The sequence below is a fragment of the Pseudomonas sp. LABIM340 genome (assembly GCF_040017195.2).
Lineage (GTDB): Bacteria > Pseudomonadota > Gammaproteobacteria > Pseudomonadales > Pseudomonadaceae > Pseudomonas.
In genome coordinates this window covers 5,195,817-5,221,914 of sequence record NZ_CM200227.1, presented here as the reverse complement: position 1 = coordinate 5,221,914, position 26,098 = coordinate 5,195,817, and the positions used below count along the sequence as shown (strand labels likewise).

Sequence of the window (26,098 nt, the reverse complement as noted above, 5' to 3'; positions counted from 1 at the left end):
GTAGCAGGCATTTAGTCCTTGCGGCGCTTGAGCTGGTCCTGCAGCTGGGTCGGCAGGCCGCGGATGATCAGCATGTCGCGGGCCTCGTCGTACTCCACCTTGCTGCCCAGCAGGTGCGCCTCGAAGCTGATCGACAGCCCCTCGGCGCGGCCGGTGAAGCGGCGGAACTGGTTGAGGGTGCGCTTGTCCGCCGGGATCTCCGGCGACAGGCCGTAGTCCTTGTTGCGGATGTAGTCGTAGAAGGCGCGTGGCGCCTGGTCGTCCATCAGTTCGGAGAGCGCGTCCAGGGCCATCGGCTCGCCGATCTTGGCCTGGCTGGTGGCGTAGTCCACCAGCACGTCGGTCTTCTCGCGGGCCTGCTCTTCGGGCAGGTCTTCGCTCTCCACGAAGTCGCTGAAGGCCTTGAGCAGGGTGCGGGTTTCGCTCGGGCCGTCGACGCCTTCGGTGCAGCCGATGAAGTCGCGGAAGTAGTCGGAGACTTTCTTGCCGCCCTTGCCCTTGATGAACGAGATGTACTGCTTGGACGTCTTGTTGTTCTGCCACTCGGAGATGTTGATCCGCGCGGCCATGTGCAGCTGGCCCAGGTCCAGGTGGCGCGAAGGGGTCACTTCCAGCGCGTCGGTCACCGCCACGCCTTCGCTGTGGTGCAGCAGGGCGATGGACAGGTAGTCGGTCATGCCCTGCTGGTAATGGCAGAACAGTACGTGGCCGCCGGTGGAGAGGTTGGACTCCTCCATCAGCGTCTTCAGGTGCTCCACCGCCTGCTTGGAGAAGGCGACGAAGTCCTTGCCGCTGTCCAGGTACTCGCTCAGCCAGCCGCTGAACGGGTAGGCGCCGGACTCGCTCTGGAACAGGCCCCAGGCCTTGTTCGGCTTGGCGTTGTAGCTCTCGTTGAGGTCGGCCATCAGGTTCTCGATGGCCTGGGAGTCGCCCAGCTCGGCGTCGCGCGCGTGCAGCGTCGCGGGGTTGCCGTCGGGCTTCTTGTCGATCAGGTGGACGATGGCGTGACGAATCGGCATGGCGGACCCGGATGTTCAGTGCCGGCGGCGCCACACGCATCGAAGCGGCGGCGGGGCGGGCGGATTGGAAAACGCCAGAGTTTACCCGACCCGGCGCCGGGATGCGCGACGCCGATCAGTCCGCCGCCGGCACCAGCCCTTCGTCGCGCTCACGGCGGTTGCGGCGCAGCTGGCGCAGGCGGCGGATCACATAGTTCAGGTGCAGGTGCAGCTCATACAGCTCGTTGTAGTAGGACAGCGGCACCTCGACCTTGGCCAGCTCGGCCTCCAGCTGCTCCAGGCGTTCGATCTCGGTGCTCAGCTCGGCGCTGCCGGTGCGCTCGTCCAGGCGCCGGTCGATCTCGCGCAGGTAGCGGTACCAGCGGTAGATGCGCGCACGGATGCGCCAGCGATACAGCGGGCCAATGGACTTGAGCAGTGGGATGAGGATGGCGATGAAGGGGATCAGCAGGATGATGTAGCGGTCCGCCAGGGAAGCGATGCGGAACGGCAGGAAGCGTTGCAGCAGCGGCGGGCCGCTCTTGTAGTAACGCTCGGCGTCTTCCTGCAGGGCCAGGGTGCGTGGCTCGGCGCTGGGGAAGGCGCCGGCCGGGTCGAGCAGGGTGCCGCTCTTCATCACCGCGCGCGCGGCCTCGAGGATCAGCGGGGTGAGCGCCGGGTGGAAATCGCCGTTGACCACCAGGGTGGCGACCGGCGAGAGGGTCGCAAGGTCCTGGTCCGGCACGTTCTGCGCCAGGTTCAGCAGGCCCTCGCTGACTTCCACGCGCTTGAGGAAGGGAATCCGCGCCTCGTAGGCATGGGCGCGGCGAAAGCCCGTGAGCTTGAGCTCGGAGCTCGCCGCCAGGCGCTGGATCAGCGGGTTCTCCGCCGGGCCGACGAAGAAAGCGGCGTCCAGTTCGCCGGCCAGCAACTGGTTGGCCACCGCGTTGCCGCCGTGGGCCTGCCAGCCGGCGGGCAGGGGATCGGTGGGAATCTCGTTGGCTTTGAGGATGGCCTCGGTCACCGCCTCGGTGCCGCTGCCGGAACCGCCGATGGCGACGCGCAGGGCGAGCAGGTCGGCCAGGCGGTCGATCTTCGCCTCGCGGCGCTGGAACAGCCACAGCGGCTCCTGGAACACGGCACCCAGTGTCTGCAGGTGCGCGCGTTGCTTGGGTTCGAGCTGTTGCTCCTGGCCGCTCTGCACCAGCGCCAGGTCCACGCCGCTCTTGCCGTCCAGCAGCTTGCCGAGGTTGTCGCGGGAACCTGCGGTGCGTACCAGCTGCAGGTCGAAGCCCTGCTTGGCCAGCTCCTCCTTGAGCCGTTGGCCGAACACCGCGTAGCCGCCACCCGGCGCGCCGGTGGCCAGGGTGGCGCTCATCGGTGGCGGCGGCGCGACGAAGTAGAAGACCGCGGCGACCAGCGCAGCCAGCACCGGCACCAGCCAGAGGTTGGCGCGCACCAGGATGGCGAGGTCCTTGAGCATGTTCAGAAGGCGTTGCATGGCGAGTCCTTGTGACGACGTGCTGTCCTGAAAAGATAGCCAGCCTGCGCGACGGCGGCCGGCGAATCCGCCATCGGCAAGGCGCAAACCGCTATCATCGCAAGCCTCGAAACACGGCTGCGGACTTCACGGCATGCGCATTCTCCACACCTCCGACTGGCACCTGGGCCAGCATTTCATGGGCAAGAGCCGCGAGGCCGAGCACCAGGCGTTCTGCGCCTGGCTGGTCGAACAGGTACGCGAGCAGGCCGTGGACGCGGTGATCATCGCCGGCGACGTGTTCGATACCGGTGCGCCGCCCAGCTACGCCCGCGAGCAGTACAACCGCTTCATCGTCGAGCTGCGCAGCACCGGCGCGCGCCTGGTGGTGCTGGGCGGCAACCACGATTCGGTGGCGATGCTGGAGGAATCCCGTGACCTGCTGGCCTGCCTGGATACCCAGGTGATCGCTGCCGTCGGCACCGACCTCGACCGCCAGTTGCTGGTGCTGCCGCAACATGACGGCCAGCCCGGCGCCATCCTCTGCGCGATCCCTTTCATCCGCCCGCGCGACGTGCTCACCAGCCAGGCCGGGCAGAGCGCGCAGGACAAGCAACTGGCGCTGCAGCAGGCGATCCAGATGCACTACCGCGAGCTGTTCGAGCGTGCCGAGGCGCAACGTGCAGCCCTCGGCCGACACCTGCCGATCATCGCCACCGGCCACCTCACTACCGTCGGCGCCAGCGCCAGCGAGTCGGTGCGGGAAATCTACGTCGGCACCCTGGAAGCCTTCCCCACCAGCGCCTTCCCGGCGGCGGACTACATCGCCCTCGGCCATATCCACCGGCCGCAGAAGGTCGGTGGCCTGGAGCACATCCGCTATTGCGGCTCGCCCATCGCGCTGAGCTTCGACGAGGCGACCCAGGGCAAGGAAGTGCTGCTGGTGGACCTGGATGACGGTGGCCTGCGCAGCGTCACCGCGCTGCCGGTGCCGCGTTTCCAGCCGCTGAAGTCGGTGTCCGGCAGCCTCGCCGAGCTGCCCGCCGAACTGGCCCGCGTCGCCCGCGAAGGCAGCGCGGAGCAGCCGGTCTGGCTGGAAGTCATGGTGCACACCGACGACTACTTGACCGACATCCAGCTGCGCGTCGAGCAGCTCTGCGAGGAGCTGCCGGTGATCGTCCTGCGCACCCGTCGCGAGCGCGGCACCACGCAGGCGGTGCTGTTCAGCGAAGCCAAGGAAACCCTCGACGAGCTCAGCCCCGAAGACGTGTTCCGCCAGCGCCTGGACGCCGAGGACCTGGAGGCGCCGCTGCGCGAGCGACTGACCGGGCTCTACCGACAGGTCGTGGCCGATCTGCAGGAGGAGCACCCGTGAGAATCCTCAGCCTGCGCCTGAAGAACCTCAACTCGCTCAAGGGTGAATGGAAGATCGACTTCACCGCCGAGCCCTTCGCCGGCAACGGCCTGTTCGCCATCACCGGGCCGACTGGGGCGGGCAAGACCACGCTGCTCGATGCCATCTGCCTCGCCCTGTACCACCGCACGCCGCGCATGAGCGTGCTGTCGCAGAGCGGCAACGAACTGATGACCCGGCACACCGCCGACTGTCTTGCCGAAGTGGAATTCGAGGTGAAGGGCCAGCCTTACCGCGCCTTCTGGAGCCAGCGCCGCGCCCGCGACAAGGCCGAAGGTGCGTTGCAGGCGCCGAAGGTGGAGCTGGTGCGCATCGACCGCGCCACCGGTGAAGGGCAGATTCTCACCGACAAGATCAACGACAAGCTGAAGCAGACCGAGACGCTCACGGGCCTCGACTTCGAGCGCTTCACCAAATCCATGCTGCTGGCTCAGGGCGGCTTTGCCGCCTTCCTCGAAGCCAACGCCAACCAGCGCGCGGAGTTGCTGGAGGAACTCACCGGTACGGAAATCTACGGGCTGATTTCCCAGCGCGTGTTCGAGCGCACTCGCGAAGTGCGCGGCGCGCTGGATCAGTTGCGCGCCCGCGCCGAAGGCTTCGAACTGCTCAGCGCCGAACAACGCGGCGAACTGGAGCAGCAGGGCCGCGACGCCGCCGTGCAGGAAACCGCCTGGCAAGCACAGCACGCAGCACTCCAGGCACAACGCCGCTGGCGAGAAGACCTGACCCGCGCGCAGCAGCAGGTCGAGCAGGCCGGTGCGAAAGAGGCAGGCGCGCGCCAGGCGCTGGAGCAGGCGCAACCCGATCTGCAACGTCTGGCGGACAGCGAGCCCGCCGCACGACTGCAACCGTTGCACCACGCCTGGCGCAGCACCCACGAGAGTGTCGAACAGGGCCGCGCGGCGCTGGAGGACAACCGCACGCAGCAGGTGTCCAACCGCGAAGCGGTCGCCCAGGCTCTGTGGGCGGCCAGCCAGTACGCGCAGCAGATGCTGGCTGCGCGCGAGGGCGAGCAGAAGGCTGTCAGCGAACAACACCAGGAACTGCAGGCGCGTCTGGCGCAGCATCCGCAGCGCGCGAAACTGGGAGAACTGCTCGGCGGCTGGCGCGCACAGTTCGCCCAGCGCTCGCGTCTGGCCCAGGCGATTGCCGATCTGCAGCGGCAGGCGCAGGCAGCCGACCAGGCATTGCAGAACGCGACCGCGCAGCGGCAGACGCTGCAGGGCAACGTCACGTTCATGCAGCAGCAGTCCGACTCGGCCGGCGCGCAGGAGCGTCAGCACCAGCAGCAGCTCGATGCCTTGCTGGACGGCGCAACTGAAACTGAGCTGCGTGAACGCCTGCAACAGGCGCAACTGCAAAGCCGTGGGCTGGACCGTCTGGAACAACTGGCCCAGGCCCGTACTCAGGCTGCTGCGCAGTTGGCACGCTGGCAGTCCGAACTGGATACGCTACGCCAGAAAAAGGCCGAGCGCGACACGGCCATCGTTGCGTTGCGCGAGCGTTATCAGGCGACCAAGCAGCAGGTCGCCGACAAGGAAAAACTCCTGCAGCAGGAGCAGCGCATTCACCAGCTGGAGCACCTGCGCGCGCAATTGCAGCCCGGCGAGGCCTGCCCGTTGTGCGGCTCACCAGAGCATCCGGCGGTGGCGGCCTACCAGGCGCTGGATGTGTCCACTACTCAGCAGGCACTGGAGCAGGCACGCCAGCAATTGGCTGAGCTGGGAAGCCAGGGCATTGCCCTGCGTGGCGAGCTGGCCGAACTGGATGCGCAACTGCAGCAGGGCCAGCGTCAGCTGGACGAAGCCCAGGCCGCGCAGGCACAGCACCAGCAGGCTTGGCAGCAACAGTGTGCAGCGCAGGGCATTGTGCTGAAGGACGACCAGCAGCTCAGCGCCGAGCGCGAGCGCCATGAGTCGTCGCTGGCTGCCTTGCAGCAGCAACTGAAGGCGCTGGAAGCGCTTCGGATTGAACTCCAGCAGGCGCAGCAGCAACGCCAGCGCGCCGAGCGCGATCACGCCGAAGCCGCACAGCAGCTGGCACTCTTCGACCAGCAACAGACCCACGAACGCCAGCGCCAGGAAGAGCGCGCGCAGCAACTCGCGGTTCAGCGTACTGACCTGCAACAGCAGGACAAGACATTGGCCACCACGCTGGGCGAACTGGGCTACAGCGTGCCGGACGACGGAGAGCAATGGCTTGCCGAGCGCACTACGGAATGGCAGCAATGGCAGCAGGACCAGCAGCGTGGCCAGGAACTGGCTGCGGCCGAGCGCGACGCCGAACAGGCTGCCCGCACGGCGCAACAGATTGCCGCGCAATGGCAGCAGCGTTGGCAGACAGCTGGCTTCGAAGCGCGCCAGCCGCTGGTGCTTCACGCGGCGCCACAACAGGCGTTGGCGCAGGCCGGGGAACAACTGGCAACTGCCCAGCGCCAGGCCGATGCCTTGCAAGGCCGCGAGCAGTCCCTGGCGGAACGGTTGGAGCAGGAGCAGGCGCGCCTTGCGGAGCACCTGGCGAGCTGGCAACAGGCGCTGGCGGCGAGTCCGTTCGCTGACGAAGCGACCTACCTCGCCGCGCTGCTGGACGATGCCCGGCGCAGCGAACTCAACCAGCTGCGCCAGCGTCTGGAAACGGCCATCACCGAGGCCGTCACCCTGCGCGCCGCCGCGACCCAGGATGTCGAGCGCCTGCAGGCCGAGCCCCACGGTGAACTGCCGCTGGAGGAACTCGATCAGCAGTTGCAGGCGTTCGCTGCGCAGCTGCGCGAGCTCGGCCAGCGCCAGGGCGAGATCCGCGCCCAGTTGCAGGGCGACGACAGCCGCCGCGCCAGCCAGCAGAGCCTGTTTGCGGAAATCGCCCGGCAGGAGGAGGAACACGACCTCTGGCAGCGCCTCAACAGCCTGATCGGCGCCTCCGACGGTGCGCGCTACCGACGCTTCGCCCAGGGCCTGACCCTCGACCACCTGGTGCACCTCGCCAACCGCCAGCTGCAGCGCCTGCATGGCCGCTACCAGCTGGCGCGGCGCAGCGATGGCGAGCTGGAACTGGAAGTGGTGGATACCTGGCAGGGCGACACCGCGCGCGACTGCAAGACACTGTCCGGTGGCGAGAGCTTCCTGGTCAGCCTCGCGCTGGCGCTGGCGCTGTCCGACCTGGTCAGCCACAAGACCAGCATCGATTCGCTGTTCCTCGACGAAGGCTTCGGCACCCTCGACGGCGAGACGCTGGAGGTTGCGCTGGACGCCCTCGACAGCCTCAACGCCACGGGCAAGACCATCGGCGTGATCAGCCACGTCGAGGCGCTGAAGGAGCGCATCCCGGTGCAGCTCAAAGTACACAAGGGCGTCGGCATGGGTTACAGCCAGCTCGACGCATGCTTCCGTTTCAACCCGGAGCGAATCGAGTCGGAGAAAGCCTGATGGACATGCCCGTGCGTCACTGCGAAGAAAACGATCTGGCCGACTGGATCGACCTGCGCCTGCTGCTCTGGCCGGGCGATCACGCAGAAGAGTTTCTCGAGGAAGCGCGTGACATGCTTGCGCAGCCGCAACGCTACGGCGCGTGGCTCATCCACGATGAGCAGGACAGGGCGCTAGGGTTGGCGGAAGCCTCGGTGCGCAGCGACTACGTGAATGGCACAGAAGGATCGCCCGTGCTGTTTCTCGAAGGCATCTACGTCCGTGAAGACGCCCGCCGGCAAGGCGTGGCGCGGGCTCTGGTACACGCGGTGCAGGCCTGGGGCCGTGCGCGCGGCTGCGTGGATTTCGCCTCCGATGCGGCGCTGGACAACAGCGTCAGCCATGCCCTGCATCGTGCCCTGGGCTTCGTCGAAACCGAGCGTGTCGTGTACTTCCGCAAACCCCTCCACGATTGATCCACATCAGTCGGAACGCGAGCGCGGCACTGCGGTCAACTTGCAATCGACGTCAGGCGAGATAGGCTCAAGACCGCGCAACTGAGCCGCTTCCCGCCAGGGTCGGCAACCAAGTGATCTTTCGTAGAGGTGATTTGTGATGAAGCAATCCGCATCGGCTCCGAAGAAACCCGCAGCGGCCAAACCCGCCGCGAAGCCGGCTGCGAAAGCGGCCAGCAAACCTGCCGCAAAACCTGCCGCTGCCAAGCCGGCCGCCAAGCCTGCTGCCAGCAAACCCGACGCCGCCAAGGCTGCAGCGGCCAAGCCCGCCGCCAAGACTTCTGCCGCCAAACCCGCCGCTGCCAAACCGGCTGCTGCCAAGGCCGCGCCGCGCCGCGCCCCCGCGCTGGCCACGCCGTCGGACCTGAGCAAGAACGCCACCCGCGACCTGTCGGCAGCGCTCAACCGCCTGCTGGCGGATGTCTTCGCGCTGTACCTGAAGACCAAGAACTTCCACTGGCACGTGAGCGGTCCGCACTTCCGTGACTACCACCTGCTGCTGGATGACCACGCCACCGAAATCTTCGCGATGACCGATGCGATTGCCGAGCGCAACCGCAAGATCGGCGGCAACACCATCCGTTCCATCGGCCATATCTCGCGGCTGAAGCGCATCCTCGACAACGATGCCGAGTTCGTCCAGCCGCTGGACATGCTGGCCGAGCTGCAGGAGGACAACAAATCGCTGACCTCCTACATGCGCGAGGTCCATGACCTGTGCGACGAGTACCACGACATCGCCACGGCCAGCCTGATCGAGAACTGGATCGACGAGACCGAGCAGCGCACCTGGTTCCTCTTCGAGACCAGTCGCCGGGGTGACAACACCGGTCACTGATCCTTGTGCCGGCAATAGAAAAAGGCCCCGCGAGGGGCCTTTTTCGTTACTGCGCCGCCGCGGGCTGGCTCTGCCAAAAGGTGGAGAACTCCTCGAACGGATAGCGCGTGCCGTCGTAGCTGACGGTCTTGCGCACGGTCTTGGACGCGCCGACGTTGTCGCCTTCGTGCTCGCGCTGCACCTTCGAAGTCACGATCAGGTCGGCATAGCCGTGATGACTGTCCTTGCCCATGGCCAGGGTGAGTTGCGAGCGTTCGATGACCAGCTTGTCGGCGCCGCCGCAGACCACGCCTTCGAGCGTCGTCCACTGCCGCAGGTAGGTGCGGAACACTTCCTTGAGCTTGTCGCCCTGCGGCGTGTAGAGGCTGAAGTCGTCATAGGACCAGGCGTCCGGGCAGCTTGCGCCGCGCGCCACGCTGCCAATGATCAGGCCGAAGCCGCGCACCTCCGGCGCCAGGCGATAGCGTGCGGTGTCGAGCCACAGGCTGGAACTGTCGATTTCCACCATGGCGTCTTCGCCGATGCTGTCGTCGCTGCGCGTCACCAGCTTGCCGCTGTGTGTGTCGAGCTGGCCGACCAGCAGGTTCAGGTTGCGCTCGCCCGGTTCGGCCTTGTCGCCCGCCGCGCTGTAGGCGACGGCCACTACCTGCAGCTTCGGATCGTCCGGCCAGGGCTTGCAGGCCGCGGCCACCACGGGCGTTGCCGCTCCTGACCCCGGTGCCTGCCAGCCCTGCTGGCCGAGCAGCCCGGCCAGTGTCTGCAGGGTAGCTGCGTCGCAGGGCTGCGCGGTGCGTTCCGCCGCGCCGGCGCTGCCGGCAAGGGCCAGCAACGCGGCGCAGGTCCATTTCCCTATGGGGTACATCGGGTGCTCCTTGGGTTCTCCGAGGAGGATCAGCGGCCTTCGCTGTCCTTCCACTTGGTCATCAGGGTGTTCGATTCCAGGCTCTCGTCGAGCAGCTTCTTCGCCGTCTCCACGCCGGCCACCGGCAGCCCGGCGGGGTCGAGCAGGCCGATCTGCACCAGCACGCTGGCCTGGTCCCAGTAGATGTGCTCGTGGCACAGCTTGTCGCCACGGAAGCGGATCACGCCGAGCATGGGGATCTCCACGTACTTGCCAGTGGGCGGCACGCCGGGAAGCATCCAGTCGATCTCGCTGGTGTGGGTGAAGCACATGACGAATTCGTCCACCACCTGCAGCGCGCCAACGGTGCGGGAGATCGGCACCAGCTTCATGTCCGGCGGGTTGCCGTGGACGAAATGGTTGCGATAGAAGCGCGCCAGTTCGTCCTGGCCGACGCCGCCGGTCATGGTCGGGATGTGGTTGACGTAGGGCTGGGCGACCATGGTCGCCATGGTGGCGGGCACGTCGCGGGCGGCGAACTCGTGGTGGATGTGGTCTTCCCACAGCTGCGAGAGGTCGAAGTCCGGGCCGATCTCGCGTTTCAGCGCGCCGATGCTGCGCTCGTGGGCCATCAGTGCGGCGGGCTTGTCGAAGTGCATGCCACCCGGGCGGGCGAAGGCGTGGTCGACGCCGGGGTAGCTGTAGATTTCCGCCTTCGGCAGTTTGCCGAGGACTTCGCCGATGGCGGCGCGGGCGTTGGCGTCGCAGTACACGTCCTGCTCGGCGAAGTGCAGCACCAGGCGGCCTTTGATGTTCTGCGCCTCGTCGAGCATCTGTTCGATGCCCATGCCGTAGTAGCCCACCGAGCAGGCGGCGTCAGTGCGCGCGGCAGTAAGGTAGGCGAGCTTGCCGCCCAGGCAGAAGCCGACGTAGCCGATGCCGCGCTCCTCGACCTCCGGCAGCGCGCGCAGGGCGTCCATGGCGGCGGCGATGTCGTCCACGCCCTTGTCCACATCGAAGCGCTGGAAGAGGCCGATGGCCTGGCCGAACTCGGCCTCGCTGTAGCCCAGCTCCAGGTTCGGCTGCAGGCGCCAGAACAGGTCGGGCACCAGGGCGACGTAACCTTCTTCGGCATAGCTGTCGGCGATGCTGCGCATGTTGGCGTTGACGCCGAAGATCTCCTGGCCGATCACCACGCCGGGGCCGTGCCCGCTGGCCGGTACCGCGAGATAACCGCTGAAGCTGCCGCTACCGTCACGCGCGGCGATGCTGATGTTCTTGCCCATGTTCCCTTCTCTCCCAGGCTCGTTGTTGTGTTGTTCTGGCGCCGCATAGGGTGCGTGCTTGAGCGGCGCCTGCCAAGGGGGCCTGATGCTTGTGAGGGAAAGTAGCGCAGCGCTACCATCGCGCCCCTCATGAAAAAGGAGCTGCGGGATTGCATCGCATGGAGAGGAAGTCGGGGATCGCGCGTGTTGGTCTGCTGCTGGCAGTAGTGGCAATGACCGCCTGCAGCAGCGTGCCGAAGGACGAGCGGCCGCGACTGGTACCACGCTACATGGCGCCACCGGAGTATCCGCAGCAGTTCAAGCCGCGGGGTATCGACGGCACGGTGAAGACCACCTTCGATATCGAGGCCAGCGGGCACGTGTCCAACGTGCAGATCGTCGAGTCGAGTAACGCCGCGCTCGCCGAAACCGTGCGTGAGCGCGTGGCCCAGTGGCGTTTCGAGCCCTGGCAGCCAACCGCCAAATACCCCGCGCCACAGCAGGTGATCAAGACCTTCGAGTTCAAGCAGGCCGAAGCCGGAACCCCGACGCTGCCCTCGGGCAAGGCTGCGGGGAACTCCGAGGAGAGCCTGGCGAACACCGTGCGCGAGCTCCTCGCCCAGCCCTGCAGCGCGATCAGCAGCCAGTACGCCGAGTTCCATCAGGCCTACCCGGACCGACCGCTGGATCAACTGGCGACCTTCCGCATGACCAGTGGCGCGCTGTTCCTTGCCCAGCTCGGTGGCAAGCTGGATGTGGAGAAGAACCGGCTGATCGGCAAGCGCTTCGATGCGGCTCTGCCGCGGGTGCTGGAGCGCTGCCAGCGGGAGCCTGAAGCCGTTTATTCCGATGTGCTCGCCGAGGAGATGCGCCGCGCACAGGTTGACAGCGCCGGCTCCTGAGCCGAAAAACACAGGTTGGACCTGCGAGGAACCTAGCCATGCTGATACGCGCGCAAACCGCCTGCCTGCTGATCATCGACATCCAGGAACGCCTGTTCCCGGCGATTCACGACAATGAGGCAGTGCTCGAGCACAGCGCCTGGCTGCTGGCGATCGCGCGGCGGCTGGGTGTGCCGGTGCTGGCCACCGAGCAGTACCCCAAGGGCCTCGGCCCGACGCTGCCGGCGCTGCGCGACGAGCTGGCCGAAGGTGAGGTGCTGGAGAAGATCGCTTTCTCCGCCGTCACCGATCCCGGCCTGTCGCAACTGCCCGGTGGTGATCGCCGGCAGTTCGTGGTGTGCGGTACCGAGGCCCATGTGTGCGTGCTGCAGACGGTATTGGGCCTGTTGGCGGAGGACCGCGAGGTGTTCGTGGTGGCGGAGGCCGTCGGCTCGCGCCGCCCGCAGGACAAGGCGCTGGCGCTGGAGCGGATGCGTCAGGCCGGAGCGGTGATCGTCTCGCGGGAGATGGTCGCCTTCGAGTGGCTGGAGCGCGCGGGGACGGAAGTCTTCCGCGAGATCAGCAGGCAGTTCATCCGCTGAGCTGACTGTGGGTCCACTCTCAACGGGTGACGAACAGGTGGTCGCCGAGGAAGTCGAGGAACACCCGCAGCTTCAGCGGCATGCGCCGGCCCGCCGGCCACAGCGCGTGGAAGCTGCCCTGATGCGTGGTGTGTTCGCTCAGCACCTGCACCAGCCGGCCGTCGTTCAGCGCGCTGCGCACCGCAAAGTCGGGCAGGCAGGCGATGCCCATGCCCTGGCTGGCGACGTTGATCAGCATGTCGGCGGTGTTGCAGATCAGCCCGCCGTCCAGGCGTGGTTCGGTTTCTCCGGGGGCGAGCTTGAGCGGCCAGCGCTGCACCAGCCCGCTGCTCGGGTAGCGGTAGTGCAGGCACAGGTGCTGGTCGAGGTCCGCCGGCCGCCGCGGCGTGCCGTACTGGCGCAGGTAACCGGGCGAGGCCACCAGCAGCAGGCTGAAATCGCCCAGCTTGCGCGCCTTCAGCCGCGAGTCGCGCAGCTCGCCGCCGCGCACCACGAGGTCGAAGCCCTCTTCGATGACGTCCACCAGGCGGTCGGTGAAGTCGATGTCCAACTGGATACGCGGATAGCAGCGGAGGAATTCCGGCAGCACCTGCGGCAGCAGCCCGGCCACCAGCGGCATGCTGATCTTCAGTCGGCCGCGAGCCTGTTGGGTGGACAGCGCCAGTTCCTGCTCCGCCGCTTCCAGCTCGTCGAGGATGCGCCGGCAGCGTTCGAGGAACAGCTGGCCTTCATTGGACAGGCTCAGGCTGCGCGTGCTGCGGTGGAACAGGCGCACGCCCAGGCGCTCTTCGAGGCGCGCAATGCTCTTGCCCACTGCCGAGGCGGAAAGGCCGAGCAGGCGCGCGGCCTGGGCGAAGCTCAGGGAGTCGGCGACCTGGAGGAAGACGCGCAGGCCGTTGAGGCTGTCCATGGAAAGGTTTCCGTGCGGGCGGGCCGCCATTGTGCCGCGCGATGGGGGATCGATTGCGGACACAAGCGTCCGTTTTGTTCGGAATCCTAGCCTGTTTTTCCGCAATGCCGGGTTGATTAGCTTTGGGCCGGTCTTCCTTGATTCCATGCGGACCCACCATGAAGCCTTCCCACGACACCCCTGAAAACCGACCCGAGGCCTCGCGCTGGCTGCTGTTGCTCGCCGCCAGCCTGACGGCGGTGCTGATTCCCCTGTGCTTCACCGGCCCGGCCGTGGTGCTGCCGGCCATTGCCCATGAGCTGGGCGGCTCGGCGGTGGCGCTGAACTGGATCGTCAACGGCTACGTGCTGGCCTACGGCGCGGCGATGATGGCGGCGGGCAGCCTGGCGGATGTCTACGGGCGCAAGCGCGTCTGGCTGGTCGGCCTGGCGCTGTTCAGCGTGACTACCCTGGCGATCCCGCTGGCCGGTTCGGTGGCGGCCATCGACGTGCTGCGCCTGGTCCAGGGCGCGGGCGGCTCCGCGGCCTTCGCCGCCGCCATGGCGGCGCTGGCGCAGGAGTTCGACGGGCCGATCCGCACACGGGTATTCAGCCTGCTGGGCACCACCTTCGGCGTCGGCCTGGCGTTCGGCCCGCTGCTCGCCGGCTGGCTCACCGACGGGCCGGGCTGGCGCTGGGTGTTCCTGGTGCCGGCGGTGTGCGCGCTGGCCTCGGTGCCGGTGGTCGTGCGTTTTTGCCTCGAGACACGCGACCCACGGGCGCGCGGCCTCGACTGGCCCGGCGCGCTGAGCTTCACCGCCGCGCTCAGCCTGTTCACCTACGGCCTGCTGTTGGCGCCGGAGCAGGGCTGGGCGAGCCTGGTCGTGATCGCCACGCTGGCGCTGAGCGGCGTGTTGCTGGCCGCGTTCGTGGTCGTCGAGCGCCGAGTCGAGCGGCCGTTGCTGGACTTGTCGCTGTTCAGCCAATGGCGTTTCGTCGGCGTGCAGCTGCTGGGCGCGTCGCCGGCGTTCGCTTACGTGGTGCTGATCGTGCTGCTGCCGGGGCGTTTCATCGGCATCGAGGGGCAGGGCGCGCTGCAGGCGGGCTGGACCATGCTGGCGCTGTCGGCGCCGCTGCTGGTGGTGCCCTTCCTGGCGGCGCTGCTGGCGAAGCACTTCAGCGCTGGCAGTCTCTCGGCGCTCGGCCTGCTGATCGTCGCGGGTGGCTTGCTCTGGCTGGCGCGCAACCTGGCGGGCGGTGTCGCGCCGGATATGCCGCTGCTGGTGATCGGTATCGGTATCGGCCTGCCCTGGGGGCTGATGGACGGTCTGGCGGTGAGCGTGGTCGAGCGCGAACGCGCCGGTATGGCGACGGGCATCTTCAATACGGTGCGGGTGTCCGCCGATGCGGTGGCGATCGCCGTGGTCGGGGCCTTGCTGGCGACCCTGATCGCGGCGCAACTGGAGCCGCTGGGCCTGGCCACGGCGGAGCGCCTGATGAGCGCCAACCAGCTGGCTATCGGCAATCTGGCGGCGGTGGTCGAGCAACTGCCGCAGCTGGCGCCCGAGCAACTGCGCAGCGATTACGTCGCGGTGTTCAGCCGGGTGCTGGAGCTGCTGGCGGGCGTGACCTTCGTGGTCGCCGGGCTGGTGTTCCTGCTGCTGGGCCGGGAGCGGGCGCCGGTGCTCGTCGCCGAGACTTGAGCTCGGGGCGGACGGCGGATAACGCGTGCCGCGTTATGCGCCCTACGGTCGTGCTCGGAGGGCTTTGGTTCGGGGACGTAGGGCGGATAACCGCTTGCGGTTATCCGCCGAGCCGTTGTGCGCGGGGTGGTGGCGGCTTGATTCAGTAGCGGCGGTGTTCCGGCTCGAGGAAGGTCCAGGCGACGAAGCGGCTCTGCTTCTGACCCTGGGCCATGTCCACGGTGCGAACGGAGATGGCGCCGGCCTTCTTCAGGGCGCGGCGGAAGTCGTCCAGGTTGCCGGCCTTGGACACCAGCGAGCTGAACCAGCGGACCTGCTGGCCGATCTCGGCGCTTTCCGCCGCCAACTTGCGCAGGAAGGCGATCTCGCCGCCTTCGCACCACAGCTCGTTGCTCTGCCCGCCGAAGTTCAGCTTGGGCAGCTGCCGCGACGGGTCGAGCTTGCCGAGGTTCTTCCATTTGCGCCGGCTGCCGCTGCTGGCTTCGTCGGGCGAGGAGTGGAAGGGCGGGTTGCACAGGGTTGCGTCGAAGCGCTCGTTGGCGCCGAGCAGGCCGCGGAAGATGTGTTTCGGATCGTGCTGCTGGCGCAGTTCGATGGCCTCGGCCAGGCCCGGATTGCCGTTGACGATGGCGTGGGCGGAGGCCAGGGCGGCCGGCTCGATGTCCGAGCCGAGGAAGCGCCAGCCGTAGTCGCGGTGGCCGATCAACGGGTAGATGCAATTGGCGCCGACGCCGATGTCCAGCATGCGCACGTCCGGCCCGCGCGGCACGCTGCCGCCATTTTCCTCGGCGAGCAGGTCGGCGAGGTAGTGCACGTAGTCCGCGCGGCCGGGGATCGGCGGGCAGAGAAAGCCGGCGGGGATGTCCCACTGGCCGATGCCGTACTGCGCTTTCAGCAGCGCGCGGTTGAACACCCGCACCGCCTCGGGGCTGGCGAAATCGATGCTCGGCTTGCCGTAGGGGTTGGTGATGACGAAGCGGCCCAGCTCCGGGCAGCCCTCGATCAGCGTCGGGAAGTCGTAGTGCCCCTGGTGGCGGTTGCGCGGGTGCAACAGGTTCGGCCGCTTGGCGGCAGGGTCGCGCAGGGGTTGGGCAGGCTTTGCCGGGGCGGCGGGGCGTTTGGGCGGTCTGGGTGCTTTCGACATGAGGGCGCGCGGGGCTGGGAGGCGGTGGGCGATTTTCCCACAGTTGCGTGCTTCAGCCGAGCAGCACGTTGCCCAGGCGGTCGAACAGCAGGCAGCAGAGCAGCAGCGGAATCGGCAGGCCGAGCAGGGTGCCGAGCATATAGGGCCAGAAACCGATGCCCGACAGCGCGAGGCTGTAGTTCAGCGTCGGCGAGGTGATGAAGGCGTGGCGCAGCAGGAACACGCTGCTCGCCGGGCGCTGGTCAAGGTGGCTGAACACCGCGCGGGTCAGCTTGTTGTTCAGCAGGCGCAGGCCATTGCCGCCGACGGCGCGCACGATCAGGAAAGTGAAGCCGCAGGAGAATACCGCCGCGCAATAGGTGATCAGCCCGCCCCACAGCTTGCCCATGGCCAGCACGGCGGCGGCGAGGAACAGCAGGCCGGGGATGTGCAGCAGGTTGCCCAGGGCGAACAGGCCGACGAACAGCAGCAGGCCGCGCAGGCGGTTGTCGGTCAGCTCGTTGCGCAGGTAGTCGAGGCTGAATTCCTCGTGCAGCCCGCTGGCGCGGTAGAGCAGCACCAGCACCACGGCGAAGGCGAGCAGCAGGATCAGTCGGCGCAAGCGCCAGAGGGCGGGTGGGACGGCAAGCATGCGGGCGGGCTCAGGGGTACTGCAGGATGTCCTTGATCTTCGGCAGGTGCGCGGCGATCCAGCGCGGATCGATGGCGCCCCAGTCGCGGATGCGGTAGTGGCCGGCGTTGTTGCGCTCGCCGTCGTGCTGCTCGAAGGCGCAGTCGATGTCCAGGTCGGCCAGCGCGGCCAGAGTGTCCTGGGCGGTGCGCCGGGGCATGCCGGTGGCTTCCATCAGCGCGGGGACGCTGGTCGCAGTGCCGCTGTCGATCAGCCAGGCGACGTACAGGCGGCGGTAGAAACTGCTTTTGGTCTTGCTCACTTCCATCGAGACGATTCCTTTGCGGACGGCTACAGCGGCAGCAGCCAGGGTACCAGCACAACGCTGACGATCATCACCAGAATCGTGAAGGGTACGCCAACCTTGACGAAATCGGCGAAACGATAGCGGCCCGGTCCCAGTACCAGAGTGTTCACCGGCGAGGAAATCGGCGTCATGAAGGCGGCCGAGGCGGCCAGCGCGACGATCATCGCGAAGGCTTCCGGGGAAGCGCCCAGGGCCTTGGCCGTGGCGATCGCGACCGGAGCCATGAGCACGGCGGTGGCGGTGTTGGAGATGAACAGGCCGATCACCGCGGTCAGCACGAACAGGCTGGCGAGGATGGCGTAGGGCCCGGCGCCGCCGAGGGCGCCGACCAGGCCGTTGACCGCCAGGGTGATGCCGCCGGTCTTCTGCAGCGCCAGGGCGAAGGGCAGCATGCCGACGATCAGTAGCAGGCTCTGCCAGTGGATGGCGCGGTAGGCGCTGTCCATGTCGATGCAGCGGAACGAGCCCATCAGCAGGCACGCGATCAGTGCGGCCATGACGTTGGGCACCAGCCCGCTGACCATCAGGATCACCATCACCGCCAGGCTGAACAGTGCGTGGGGCGCCTGACTGGCGGCGGGGGCGGCTTCGTCCACCTCGGCGGGCAGGCTGAGCACCAGAAAGTCACGGGCGCGCGCCTGCAGTTGGCGGATTTCCTTCCAGCCGCCGATCACCAGCAGGGTGTCGCCGACCTTCAGCTTGGCATCCAGCAGGCCTTCCACCAGCGCCTCGCGGTTGCGCCGCAGGCCGACCACGTTGAGGCCGAACTGGCTGCGGAACTCCAGGTCCAGCACGCTCTTGCCGAGCAGGACGGACTCCGGTGGCATGGTCACCTCGGCCATGCCCACTTCATGGGCGCGTTCGGTGAAGTAGTCGCCCTGCAGGCTCAGTGGCTCGAGGCCGAACTCGTGGTACATGCCCAGCAGGTCGCTGCGCTCGCCGTAGATATCCACCAGCAGCACGTCGCCGGCGTGCAGCACGATGTTGGCGCCGGGGCTCAGTATCTTCAGGCGGAAGTGCACCATGCGCTCGATGGCCACCACGTTGGTGCCGGCACGGGCGCGCAACTCGATGTCGCCCAGGCTCTTGCCCACCAATTGCGAATCGGGGCGGATGCGCAGGCGGCGCTCGCGGCCAGCGAGCTGGTAGTCGCGGATCAGGTCGCCCAGGGTGCGGCGCTTGACTCGCTGCCCGTCGTCGTCGCCGTCATCGCCCAGCCAGCGCCGCGCCACCAGCATGTAGCCAACGCCGAGCACCAGCACCACCAGGCCGAACGGCGTGAAGCTGAAGAAGCCGAAACCCTTCGAACCTTCGCGCACCAGTTCGCTGTGGATCACCACGTTGGGTGCGGTGGCGACCAGGGTGAGCATGCCGCTGATCAGCCCGGCGAAGCTCAGCGGCATCATCAGCCGGCGCGGCGAAACGTGCAGGCGCGCGGCGATGCTCAGCACCACGGGAATGAAGATGGCGACCACGCCGGTGGAACTCATCACTGAGCCGAGCCCGGCCACGGCGAGCATCAGCAACACCAGCAGGCGCGTCTCGCTGGCGCCGGCGCGGCGGGTCAGCCATTCGCCGATGCGGTAGGCCACGCCGGTGCGCACCAGGCCTTCGCCGATGACGAACAGCGCGGCGATCAGGATGACGTTGGGATCGGCGAAGCCGGCCAGCGATTCCTGCACGCTGAGGATGCCCGACAGCGGCAGGGCGACCATTACCAGCAGGGCGACCACGTCCATGCGCGGACGGTTGATGACAAACAGCCCGACGGCGGTGGCGAGCAGGGCGAGGACCCAGATCAGTTGCAGACTCATGCGCTTCCCTAGCGATTTCCCGGCGCCATTGTGCCCGCAGGAGCGGGCGCAATGCCTTGACCCGGTGCAGCTTAGCGAAGCCTGCGCTGCTGCGGGGGATGCTGGAAGTCCTCAGGGCAGCCGCGCGACCGGGGTGATCTGCTGTGGGTCGGTGCGCAGTTCGATCAGCGCGGGTTTGCCGCTGGCCTGTGCACGCTCGAAGGCGGCGGCGAAATCCTCGGTTCGCTCCACCAGCTCGCCATGGGCTCCGAAGGCGCGGGCGAGGGCGACGAAGTCGGGGTTGCGCAGCTCGGTAGCGCTGATGCGGCCGGGGTATTCGCGCTCCTGGTGCATGCGGATGGTGCCGAGCATGCCGTTGTTGACCACGATGACAGTCAGCGCCGCGCCGTACTGAACGGCGGTGGCCAGCTCCTGCGGGTACATCATGAAGCAGCCGTCGCCAGCGAAGCACACCACGCTGCGCTGCGGGTCGCGCAGCTTGGCGGCGATTGCGGCGGGGAAGCCGTAGCCCATGGCGCCGTTGGTGGGGGCGAGCTGGCTGCGCGGCGAGCGATAGCGATAGAAGCGGTGCACCCAGACGGCGTAGTTGCCGGCGCCGTTGCTGATCACCGCGTCGTCCGGCAACGTTTCGTTCAGGTACTGGACGACCTGGGTGAGGTCCACGCCCTGTGGCGGTTCAGCGTTCTGCGGTGGGGTGATGTAGCTGAGGTAATCGGCGCGTGCCGCGGCGGTCCACTCGGCCCAGGGCGTCTCGGCGATAGGTGTGAGGCCGGCGAGGGCGGCGGCGACCTCCGGCATGCCGGCCTGGATGCTCTGGTCCGCCTGGTAGACGCGGCCCAGCTCGCTGGCATCGGGGTAGACGTGAATCATGCCCTGCAGCGGGCGTGGGCTCTGGATCAGGCTGTAGCCGGCGCTGGGCGTTTCACTCAGGCGCGAGCCGAGCACCAGCAGCAGGTCGGCTTCCTGCACGCGGGCGGTGAGCTTGGGCGAGGCGCCGAAGCCGAGCTGGCCGGCGTACTGCTCGTCGCGGTTGTCGATCAGGTCCTGGCGGCGGAACGAGGCCACCAGCGGCAAGCGGTTGGCGCGGGCGAAGGCGCGAACCTGCGCGCAGGCCTCTGGCGTCCAACCGGTGCCGCCGACGATCAGCAGCGGGCGCCGGGCCTGGCTCAGGCGCTCGCGCAGTTCGGCCAGGGCGTCGGTGCTGGGAGCTGCGCGGGTGATGGGTGTCGGAACGATATCGGCGACCGGCGCGGAGCCGAACAGCACTTCCTCCGGCAGCCCGATCACCACCGGGCCGGGCCGCCCGGACTGGGCGACGCGGAAGGCGCGGGCGACGATCTCGGGGAGGCGACGGATGTCGTCGACCTCGGTGGCCCACTTGGCCAGGCCGCCGAACATCTGCCGGTAGTCCACTTCCTGGAAGGCTTCGCGACCCTTGAAGGCGCTTTCCACCTGGCCGATGAAGAGGATCATCGGCGTCGAGTCCTGCATCGCCGTGTGCACGCCGTTGGCTGCGTGGGTCGCGCCCGGTCCGCGGGTGACGAAGCAGATGCCCGGGCGGCCGGTGAGCTTGCCGTAGGCATCGGCCATGTTCGAGGCGGCGCCTTCGTGGCGGGTGACGATGGTCTGGATGCCGGCGGCGTCGTGCAGGGCATCGAGCACCGGCAGGTAGCTTTCGCCGGGGATGCAGTAGACGGTATCCACCGCGTGGTGCAGCAGGGCATCGACGAGGATCTGGCCGCCGTTGCGGACCGGAGTATCGGACATGGGCGTGGGGTTCCTTGGCAGGGGAGCAGGGTGCAGCTGTGCGCTGATCTTCGGCGAACCGGCGCGGTGATCCAAGCGAGCATTCTTCGCAAGGTCATTCCTCCGGGGAATGAACGGCGTCTCGAGGGAGGCGCATGCCAGAGCGGGCGCGACGACGAACCGCGCTGGCATTTCCCCGTGGTTGTCTATGGTTGATGCACGGGCGCAGACGCGTCCGCAGGACGATATTGCTGCAAAAGGAGAACCTCCCATGTACCACCTCTCGTCCCGAGCGCTGCTCGCCGGCCTCTTCGCCACCTCCAGCCTGCCCCTGTATGCCGCCCTGCCTTCGGCGCCAGGGTACATCGATGACAGTGGCTACAGCGCCGCCGCCAAGACCCGCATCCTCCCGGCGATGTTCGAGCAGAAGCTCACCAGCACGAAGTACATCGCCAAGGCCGACAACCCGCTGATCACCCTGGCCGAATCCACCGGCTTCAAGCAGACCTCCGATTACCACCAGACCCGCGCCTGGCTGCAGAAATTGGCCGATGCCTCTGGCGGTGCCATCACCCTCAGCGACCTGCCGGAGAACAGCGCCACCGGTGAGCCGATGCTGCTGGTGACCGCCAGCCGCGAGGCAGACAAGTCGGCAGCGGGCCTGAACAAGTCCGGCAAGCCGACGATCTTCGTCGAGGCCGAAATCCACCCCGGCGAGGCCAACGGCAAGGACGCCATGTTCATGCTGCTGCGCGACATGACCACCGGCGACAAGCCGCTGGCTGCTCTGCTGGACAAGGTCAACATCCTCTTCATTCCCACCGTGAACATCGACGGCGACCTGCGCCGCAGCCCCTACGGGCGGATCAACCAGAACGGCCCGGACGTCACCGGCTGGCGGGTCAACGGACTGAACTACAACCTCAACCGCGACTTCACCAAGCTCGACAGCGCGGAGATCCGCAACGTTGCCTCGGTGTTCAACCAGTACGATCTGAGTTTCTTCGCCGACACCCACTCCACCGACGGTGCCATGTATCCCTACGACAGCTCCTACTGCCACAACGGCAACGGCTGGTCACCGGCTTCCAGCGAGTGGATGGACAAGGTGATGCGCGGCCCGGTGTACAAGGAGCTGGAAGGCGACGGGCATGTAGTCCACGAGTGCATCAGCTTCGACGACAACCAGGACCCGACCCAGGGCTATTACCCGTACCGCACCGACCTGGCGCGTTTCTCCAACCAGTACGGCGACATCCGCAACGTGCCGTCCATCCTCATCGAGCAGCACGCGCTGCATCCGTATGAAACCCAGGTGCTGGGCAACTACGTGATGCTCAAGGCGATGTTCCAGGTGATCGGCGACAACGCCGATTCGCTGAAACAGGCCATTGGCAAGGACCGCGAACGGCTGGCGGCGCAGAAGGAGGTGATCCTTACCTGGAAGCCCGGCGATCCGCAGCACACGCCGTTCACCGTGGGTGATTACCGCTATGAGGTGTCGCCCATCACCGGCAAGAAGACCATTGTCTGGAGCAACAAGCCCAAGCAGCTGAACGTGCCGGTCACCGACAACTCGGTGCCGGACCTGGTGGTGAAGCGGCCGAAGCAATACGTGGTGCCGGTGCAGTGGAGCGAGGTGATCGCGCGCCTGAAGTCCCACGGCATCCAGATGAAGACCCTGGACAAGGCCACGCCCATCGAAGTGACCCTGTACCGCATGGACAACATCAAGCTGGCCGGTGGCTTCGAGCCTGACCGCGCCGCCACCAACGAGATTCCCGGTTATGAGGGGCACCTGCTGGTCAGTGGCGTCGGCAAACCGTTCCAGCGCCTGCAGACCTACCCGGCAGGCTCGGTGGTGATCGAAACCGACCAGCCGCTGGGCGTGCTGGCGGTCAACCTGCTGACGGCGGAAAGTCCGGACTCGTTCTGGTCCTGGGGCTTCTTCAACTCGACCCTGGTGGTGGCCGAGGAACCGGAGGAGTACGTGATGGAGCCGATGGCGCGCAAGATGCTCGCCGAGGACCCGAAGCTCAAGGCCGAGTTCGAGAAGAAGCTCAAGGACGACAAGGCCTTCGCCAAGGACGCCCAGGCGCGCCTGCAGTGGTTCTTCGAGCGCACGCCGTTCCATGACGTGAATGCCTACGTGTACCCGGTGGGGGTGGTGTACTGAAGCCCGGTCCGCAGAAATGACAACGGCGCCCGAGGGCGCCGTTGTCATTACCGTTCCAGGCCTTACAGGCTGGCGATCTTCTCGCGCTGCTGGATCAGGTTGGTCACGGCCTGCTCAGCCTCAGCCAGCTTGGCGCGTTCCTTCTCGATCACTTCCGGCGGGGCCTTGGCGACGAAGCCTTCGTTGGACAGCTTGCCGCCCACGCGTTTGACTTCGCCTTCCAGGCGCTGGATTTCCTTGTCCAGGCGCGCCATCTCGGCAGCCTTGTCGATCAGGCCGGCCATCGGCACCAGCACCTGCAGGTCGCCGACCAGCGCGGTGGCGGACATCGGCGGCTCTTCGCCTTCGTCCAGCACGCGGATGGTCTCGAGCTTGGCCAGCTTCATCAGCAGCGGCTCGTTGTCGGCCAGGCGGCGGTGGTCTTCGGGCGATGCGTTGTTCAGCACCAGGTCGATGCGTTTGGCCATGGAGATGTTCATCTCGCCGCGGATCTGGCGGATGCCCAGCATCAGGGCCTTGACCCACTCGATATCACCTTCGGCGGCGGCGTCGATCTTCGCCTCGTCGGCGATCGGCCAGGGTTGCAGCATCAGGGTGTCACCGGACTTGCCGGCGGCGGTCTTGATGCGCTGCCAGATTTCCTCGGTGATGAACGGCATGAACGGGTGCGCCAGGCGCAGTGCGGTTTCCAGCACGCGCGCCAGGGTGCGGCGGGTGCCGCGCTGACGCTCGATCGGCGCGTTCTCGTCCCACAGCACCGGCTTGACCAGTTCCAGGTACCAGGCGCAGTACTCGTCCCAGATGAACTCGTAGAGTGCCTGGGTGGCCAGGTCGAAGCGGAAGGCGTCCAACTGGCGGGCGACTTCGATCTCGGTGCGCTGCAGGGCGGAGATGATCCAGCGGTCCACCGAGGACAGCTCGACCGGCTCGCCATTGACGCCGGTGTCCTTGCCATCGGTGTTCTCGATGACGAAGTTGGCGGCGTTCCACAGCTTGTTGCAGAAGTTGCGGTAGCCCTCGACGCGGCCCATGTCGAACTTGATGTCGCGACCGGTGGAAGCCAGCGAGCAGAAGGTGAAGCGCAGGGCGTCGGTGCCGTAGCTGGCGATGCCTTCGGGGAACTCGGCTTTGGTCTGCTTGGCGATCTTCTCGGCGAGCTTGGGCTGCATCATGCCGCTGGTGCGTTTCTCCAGCAGCTCGTCGAGGGTGATGCCATCGACGATGTCCAGCGGGTCGAGCACGTTGCCCTTGGACTTGGACATTTTCTGGCCCTGGCCGTCGCGCACCAGACCGTGGACGTAGACGGTCTTGAACGGGATCTGCGCGGTGCCATCGTCATTCTTCATCAGGTGCATGGTCAGCATGATCATGCGCGCAACCCAGAAGAAGATGATGTCGAAGCCGGTCACCAGCACGTCGGTGGGGTGGAAGGTCTTCAGGTACTCGGTCTGTTCCGGCCAGCCGAGGGTGGAGAAGGTCCACAGGCCCGAGCTGAACCAGGTGTCGAGGACGTCTTCGTCCTGGCGCAGGTTGGCGTCGCCCAGGTTGTGCTTGGCGCGCACTTCGGCCTCGTTGCGGCCGACGTAGACGTTGCCGGCGTCGTCGTACCAGGCCGGGATGCGGTGGCCCCACCACAGCTGACGGCTGATGCACCAGTCCTGGATGTCGCGCATCCAGCTGAAGTACATGTTTTCGTACTGCTTGGGCACGAACTGGATGCTGCCGTCTTCCACGGCAGCGATGGCGGGTTCGGCCAGCGGCTTGGTGGAGACGTACCACTGGTCGGTCAGCCACGGCTCGATGACGGTGCCGGAGCGGTCGCCCTTGGGCACTTTCAGCGCGTGGTCGTCGATCTTCTCCAGCAGGCCGGCGGCTTCGAAGTCGGCAACGATCTGCTTGCGCGCGACGAAGCGGTCAAGACCGGCGTAGGCAGCCGGCAGGCTGGCGTCCAGTTCTGCGTTGACGCTGCCGTCGAGCTTGAACACCTGTGCGACGGCGAGGACGGCGGCGTCCTTGTCGAAGATGTTGATCAGCGGCAGGTCGTGGCGCTTGCCGACTTCGTAGTCGTTGAAGTCGTGGGCCGGGGTGATCTTCACGCAGCCGGTGCCGAACTCGCGGTCGACGTAGTCGTCGGCGATGATCGGGATGCGGCGGCCCACCAGCGGCAGGTCGATGAAGGTGCCGATCAGCGCGGCGTAGCGCTCGTCTTCCGGGTGCACGGCGACGGCGCTGTCACCCAGCACGGTTTCCGGGCGGGTGGTGGCGACGACCAGGTGGTCCTTGCCGTCGGCGGTCTTGTTGCCGTCGGCCAGCGGGTAGCGCAGGTGCCAGAGGTGGCCCTTCTCGTCGTGGTTCTCCACTTCGAGGTCGGAAATGGCGGTGTGGAACTTGGTGTCCCAGTTGACCAGGCGCTTGCCGCGGTAGATCAGGCCGTCCTCGTGCAGGCGCACGAAGGCTTCCTTCACGGCGTTGGACAGGCCTTCGTCCATGGTGAAACGCTCGCGCGACCAGTCCACGGAGGAGCCCAGGCGGCGAATCTGGCGGGTGATGGTGCCGCCGGACTGATCCTTCCACTCCCAGACCTTCTCCAGGAACTTCTCGCGGCCCAGATCGTGACGGGCGATGCCCTGGGCGGCCAGCTGGCGCTCCACCACCATCTGGGTGGCGATGCCGGCGTGGTCGGTGCCCGGCTGCCACAGGGTGTTGCGGCCCTGCATGCGGCGGTAGCGGATCAGCGCGTCCATGATGGCGTTGTTGAAGCCGTGGCCCATGTGCAGGCTGCCGGTGACGTTCGGCGGCGGGATCATGATGGTGTACGGCTCGCCGGAACCTTGCGGGGCGAAGTAGTTCTCTTTCTCCCAGAGGGGGTACCAGTGGGATTCGATGGCGTGGGGCTGGTAGGTCTTGTCCATGAGCGCGGCGGGACCCTGATAAGGCTAGACGGAAAACCGCTGAGTATAACGGGAGGCGGGGAGTTCAGGCCACCGGGGCGGTTTTCCGTGTGGCCAATGGGAGTCTACTAAAGGCGGTTTGGTGTGGTGCGTCAGGTCTTGCGCTGGGCCAGCAGGCGCTGCATGCGCGCTTCGAGACGGCGTTGCAGTTCGGCTTCGATCTGCGGGGCGAAGTCGTCGAGGACGTCCTGCAGGATCAGCTGCGCCGCGGCGCGCAGCTCGAGGTCCAGGCGGTTCAGCTCGCTGGCTTCGGGCGAGGCCTGCGGCGCTTCGGGCTGGACGGCAGACTCCGGCGCCTGGGGAGCAGGCGTGACAACGTCGGAGAGCAGCGGGATGTTGTCCGGCTCGAAGGATTCGGTGAGCAGGGGCGGCTCGGCGCCCGACTCGTCCAGCAGGTCCTGGATCTTCTTCAGGTCTTCCAGCAGGTGGTCGGGGTCGTGCGGGGGCTTGTGGTTGTCCATGG

At 67.1% G+C, this 26,098-nt stretch carries 20 protein-coding genes; 8 read left to right on the top strand and 12 right to left on the bottom strand.

The features are described 5' to 3' along the window. Positions 1 to 11 precede the first annotated feature (11 nt). The gene (yejK, locus tag ABKS89_RS24040; protein ID WP_138216162.1) at positions 12 to 1,019 is read right to left on the bottom strand and encodes a nucleoid-associated protein YejK; all 1,008 of its coding nucleotides are present in this window, start codon (positions 1,017 to 1,019) and stop codon (positions 12 to 14) included. A 115-nt stretch (positions 1,020 to 1,134) separates the two neighbouring features. Then, positions 1,135 to 2,499: a TAXI family TRAP transporter solute-binding subunit gene (locus ABKS89_RS24035; protein WP_348587330.1), complete on the bottom strand. Its 1,365-nt coding sequence runs from the start codon at positions 2,497 to 2,499 to the stop codon at positions 1,135 to 1,137. A gap of 133 nt (positions 2,500 to 2,632) precedes the next feature. On the opposite strand from ABKS89_RS24035, the gene sbcD reads away from it, so the two are divergent. The 4 genes from sbcD (at position 2,633) to ABKS89_RS24015 (ending at position 8,646) form a co-directional block, all read left to right on the top strand. Further along, positions 2,633 to 3,853 carry an exonuclease subunit SbcD gene (sbcD, locus tag ABKS89_RS24030; RefSeq protein WP_348587329.1) on the top strand — a complete coding sequence of 407 codons (1,221 nt, stop codon included), beginning with the start codon at positions 2,633 to 2,635 and terminating at the stop codon, positions 3,851 to 3,853. Further along, entirely contained in the window at positions 3,850 to 7,314 is a 3,465-nt protein-coding gene (locus ABKS89_RS24025) for an AAA family ATPase (protein WP_348587328.1), read from the top strand. Before sbcD ends, ABKS89_RS24025 begins: the two co-directional genes overlap by 4 nt. A 5-nt stretch (positions 7,315 to 7,319) precedes the next feature. Then, positions 7,320 to 7,769, top strand: coding sequence for an aminoglycoside 6'-N-acetyltransferase (gene aac(6') / locus ABKS89_RS24020; protein ID WP_431312065.1), 450 nt, complete (start codon positions 7,320 to 7,322; stop codon positions 7,767 to 7,769). A 139-nt stretch (positions 7,770 to 7,908) separates the two neighbouring features. Continuing rightward, complete coding sequence (locus tag ABKS89_RS24015) at positions 7,909 to 8,646, top strand: ferritin-like domain-containing protein (protein WP_518300964.1); 738 nt, start codon at positions 7,909 to 7,911, stop codon at positions 8,644 to 8,646. A gap of 46 nt (positions 8,647 to 8,692) precedes the next feature. Here ABKS89_RS24015 and ABKS89_RS24010 read toward each other — a convergent pair whose 3' ends face one another. Then, entirely contained in the window at positions 8,693 to 9,508 is an 816-nt protein-coding gene (locus ABKS89_RS24010) for a PA3715 family protein (RefSeq protein ID WP_348587327.1), read from the bottom strand. Between the two features lie 29 nt (positions 9,509 to 9,537). Further along, positions 9,538 to 10,773: a dienelactone hydrolase family protein gene (locus ABKS89_RS24005; protein ID WP_348587325.1), complete on the bottom strand. Its 1,236-nt coding sequence runs from the start codon at positions 10,771 to 10,773 to the stop codon at positions 9,538 to 9,540. A 158-nt stretch (positions 10,774 to 10,931) separates the two neighbouring features. Between ABKS89_RS24005 and ABKS89_RS24000 the strand changes: the two genes are divergently transcribed. Then, the gene (locus ABKS89_RS24000; RefSeq protein WP_348587324.1) at positions 10,932 to 11,654 is read left to right on the top strand and encodes an energy transducer TonB; all 723 of its coding nucleotides are present in this window, start codon (positions 10,932 to 10,934) and stop codon (positions 11,652 to 11,654) included. A gap of 38 nt (positions 11,655 to 11,692) precedes the next feature. Further along, entirely contained in the window at positions 11,693 to 12,235 is a 543-nt protein-coding gene (locus tag ABKS89_RS23995) for a hydrolase (protein WP_348587323.1), read from the top strand. A 19-nt stretch (positions 12,236 to 12,254) separates the two neighbouring features. Here ABKS89_RS23995 and ABKS89_RS23990 read toward each other — a convergent pair whose 3' ends face one another. Continuing rightward, positions 12,255 to 13,145 (bottom strand): LysR family transcriptional regulator, encoded by an 891-nt coding sequence (locus tag ABKS89_RS23990; RefSeq protein WP_348587322.1) that lies wholly within the window; start codon positions 13,143 to 13,145, stop codon positions 12,255 to 12,257. Between the two features lie 158 nt (positions 13,146 to 13,303). Here ABKS89_RS23990 and ABKS89_RS23985 point away from each other — a divergent pair, with 158 nt between their 5' ends. Next, positions 13,304 to 14,827 (top strand): MFS transporter, encoded by a 1,524-nt coding sequence (locus tag ABKS89_RS23985; protein ID WP_348587320.1) that lies wholly within the window; start codon positions 13,304 to 13,306, stop codon positions 14,825 to 14,827. A 142-nt stretch (positions 14,828 to 14,969) separates the two neighbouring features. On the opposite strand, the gene rlmF is transcribed toward ABKS89_RS23985, so the two are convergent. From rlmF to ABKS89_RS23960, 5 genes are all read right to left on the bottom strand, one after another. Further along, entirely contained in the window at positions 14,970 to 15,971 is a 1,002-nt protein-coding gene (gene rlmF / locus ABKS89_RS23980; RefSeq protein ID WP_348587319.1) for a 23S rRNA (adenine(1618)-N(6))-methyltransferase RlmF, read from the bottom strand. A gap of 52 nt (positions 15,972 to 16,023) precedes the next feature. After that, positions 16,024 to 16,602: a VTT domain-containing protein gene (locus ABKS89_RS23975; protein WP_138216173.1), complete on the bottom strand. Its 579-nt coding sequence runs from the start codon at positions 16,600 to 16,602 to the stop codon at positions 16,024 to 16,026. 10 nt (positions 16,603 to 16,612) lie between these two features. Further along, the gene (locus ABKS89_RS23970) at positions 16,613 to 16,909 is read right to left on the bottom strand and encodes a winged helix-turn-helix domain-containing protein (RefSeq protein ID WP_024762881.1); all 297 of its coding nucleotides are present in this window, start codon (positions 16,907 to 16,909) and stop codon (positions 16,613 to 16,615) included. Between the two features lie 23 nt (positions 16,910 to 16,932). Continuing rightward, positions 16,933 to 18,762, bottom strand: a complete 1,830-nt coding sequence (locus tag ABKS89_RS23965; protein WP_138216174.1) for an SLC13 family permease — start codon at positions 18,760 to 18,762, stop codon at positions 16,933 to 16,935. Positions 18,763 to 18,873: 111 nt separating this feature from the next. Beyond that, positions 18,874 to 20,529 carry a thiamine pyrophosphate-binding protein gene (locus ABKS89_RS23960; RefSeq protein ID WP_348587317.1) on the bottom strand — a complete coding sequence of 552 codons (1,656 nt, stop codon included), beginning with the start codon at positions 20,527 to 20,529 and terminating at the stop codon, positions 18,874 to 18,876. A 250-nt stretch (positions 20,530 to 20,779) separates the two neighbouring features. Between ABKS89_RS23960 and ABKS89_RS23955 the strand changes: the two genes are divergently transcribed. Beyond that, on the top strand, positions 20,780 to 22,684 hold the full coding sequence (locus ABKS89_RS23955) for a M14 family metallopeptidase (protein WP_348587316.1): 1,905 nt from the start codon (positions 20,780 to 20,782) through the stop codon (positions 22,682 to 22,684). 62 nt (positions 22,685 to 22,746) lie between these two features. Here ABKS89_RS23955 and ABKS89_RS23950 read toward each other — a convergent pair whose 3' ends face one another. After that, positions 22,747 to 25,596: a valine--tRNA ligase gene (locus ABKS89_RS23950; RefSeq protein WP_348587314.1), complete on the bottom strand. Its 2,850-nt coding sequence runs from the start codon at positions 25,594 to 25,596 to the stop codon at positions 22,747 to 22,749. Positions 25,597 to 25,727: 131 nt separating this feature from the next. Then, a complete protein-coding gene (locus ABKS89_RS23945; RefSeq protein ID WP_348587312.1) occupies positions 25,728 to 26,096 on the bottom strand; it encodes a DNA polymerase III subunit chi in 369 nt (122 codons plus the stop codon). Positions 26,097 to 26,098 lie beyond the last annotated feature (2 nt).

Excerpts from the sequence above, each read along its gene's own strand:
- ABKS89_RS24010 (WP_348587327.1), bottom strand. The coding sequence starts at position 9,508 with ATGTACCCCATAGGGAAATGGACCTGCGCCGCGTTGCTGGCCCTTGCC.
- yejK (WP_138216162.1), bottom strand. The coding sequence starts at position 1,019 with ATGCCGATTCGTCACGCCATCGTCCACCTGATCGACAAGAAGCCCGAC.
- ABKS89_RS23945 (WP_348587312.1), bottom strand. The coding sequence starts at position 26,096 with ATGGACAACCACAAGCCCCCGCACGACCCCGACCACCTGCTGGAAGAC.
- ABKS89_RS24005 (WP_348587325.1), bottom strand. The coding sequence starts at position 10,773 with ATGGGCAAGAACATCAGCATCGCCGCGCGTGACGGTAGCGGCAGCTTC.
- ABKS89_RS24000 (WP_348587324.1), top strand. The coding sequence starts at position 10,932 with ATGGAGAGGAAGTCGGGGATCGCGCGTGTTGGTCTGCTGCTGGCAGTA.
- ABKS89_RS23985 (WP_348587320.1), top strand. The coding sequence starts at position 13,304 with ATGAAGCCTTCCCACGACACCCCTGAAAACCGACCCGAGGCCTCGCGC.
- ABKS89_RS23960 (WP_348587317.1), bottom strand. The coding sequence starts at position 20,529 with ATGTCCGATACTCCGGTCCGCAACGGCGGCCAGATCCTCGTCGATGCC.
- rlmF (WP_348587319.1), bottom strand. The coding sequence starts at position 15,971 with ATGTCGAAAGCACCCAGACCGCCCAAACGCCCCGCCGCCCCGGCAAAG.
- ABKS89_RS24015 (WP_518300964.1), top strand. The coding sequence starts at position 7,909 with ATGAAGCAATCCGCATCGGCTCCGAAGAAACCCGCAGCGGCCAAACCC.
- ABKS89_RS24035 (WP_348587330.1), bottom strand. The coding sequence starts at position 2,499 with ATGCAACGCCTTCTGAACATGCTCAAGGACCTCGCCATCCTGGTGCGC.
- ABKS89_RS23995 (WP_348587323.1), top strand. The coding sequence starts at position 11,693 with ATGCTGATACGCGCGCAAACCGCCTGCCTGCTGATCATCGACATCCAG.
- ABKS89_RS23955 (WP_348587316.1), top strand. The coding sequence starts at position 20,780 with ATGTACCACCTCTCGTCCCGAGCGCTGCTCGCCGGCCTCTTCGCCACC.
- sbcD (WP_348587329.1), top strand. The coding sequence starts at position 2,633 with ATGCGCATTCTCCACACCTCCGACTGGCACCTGGGCCAGCATTTCATG.
- ABKS89_RS23990 (WP_348587322.1), bottom strand. The coding sequence starts at position 13,145 with ATGGACAGCCTCAACGGCCTGCGCGTCTTCCTCCAGGTCGCCGACTCC.
- ABKS89_RS23970 (WP_024762881.1), bottom strand. The coding sequence starts at position 16,909 with ATGGAAGTGAGCAAGACCAAAAGCAGTTTCTACCGCCGCCTGTACGTC.
- ABKS89_RS23965 (WP_138216174.1), bottom strand. The coding sequence starts at position 18,762 with ATGAGTCTGCAACTGATCTGGGTCCTCGCCCTGCTCGCCACCGCCGTC.
- ABKS89_RS23950 (WP_348587314.1), bottom strand. The coding sequence starts at position 25,596 with ATGGACAAGACCTACCAGCCCCACGCCATCGAATCCCACTGGTACCCC.
- ABKS89_RS23975 (WP_138216173.1), bottom strand. The coding sequence starts at position 16,602 with ATGCTTGCCGTCCCACCCGCCCTCTGGCGCTTGCGCCGACTGATCCTG.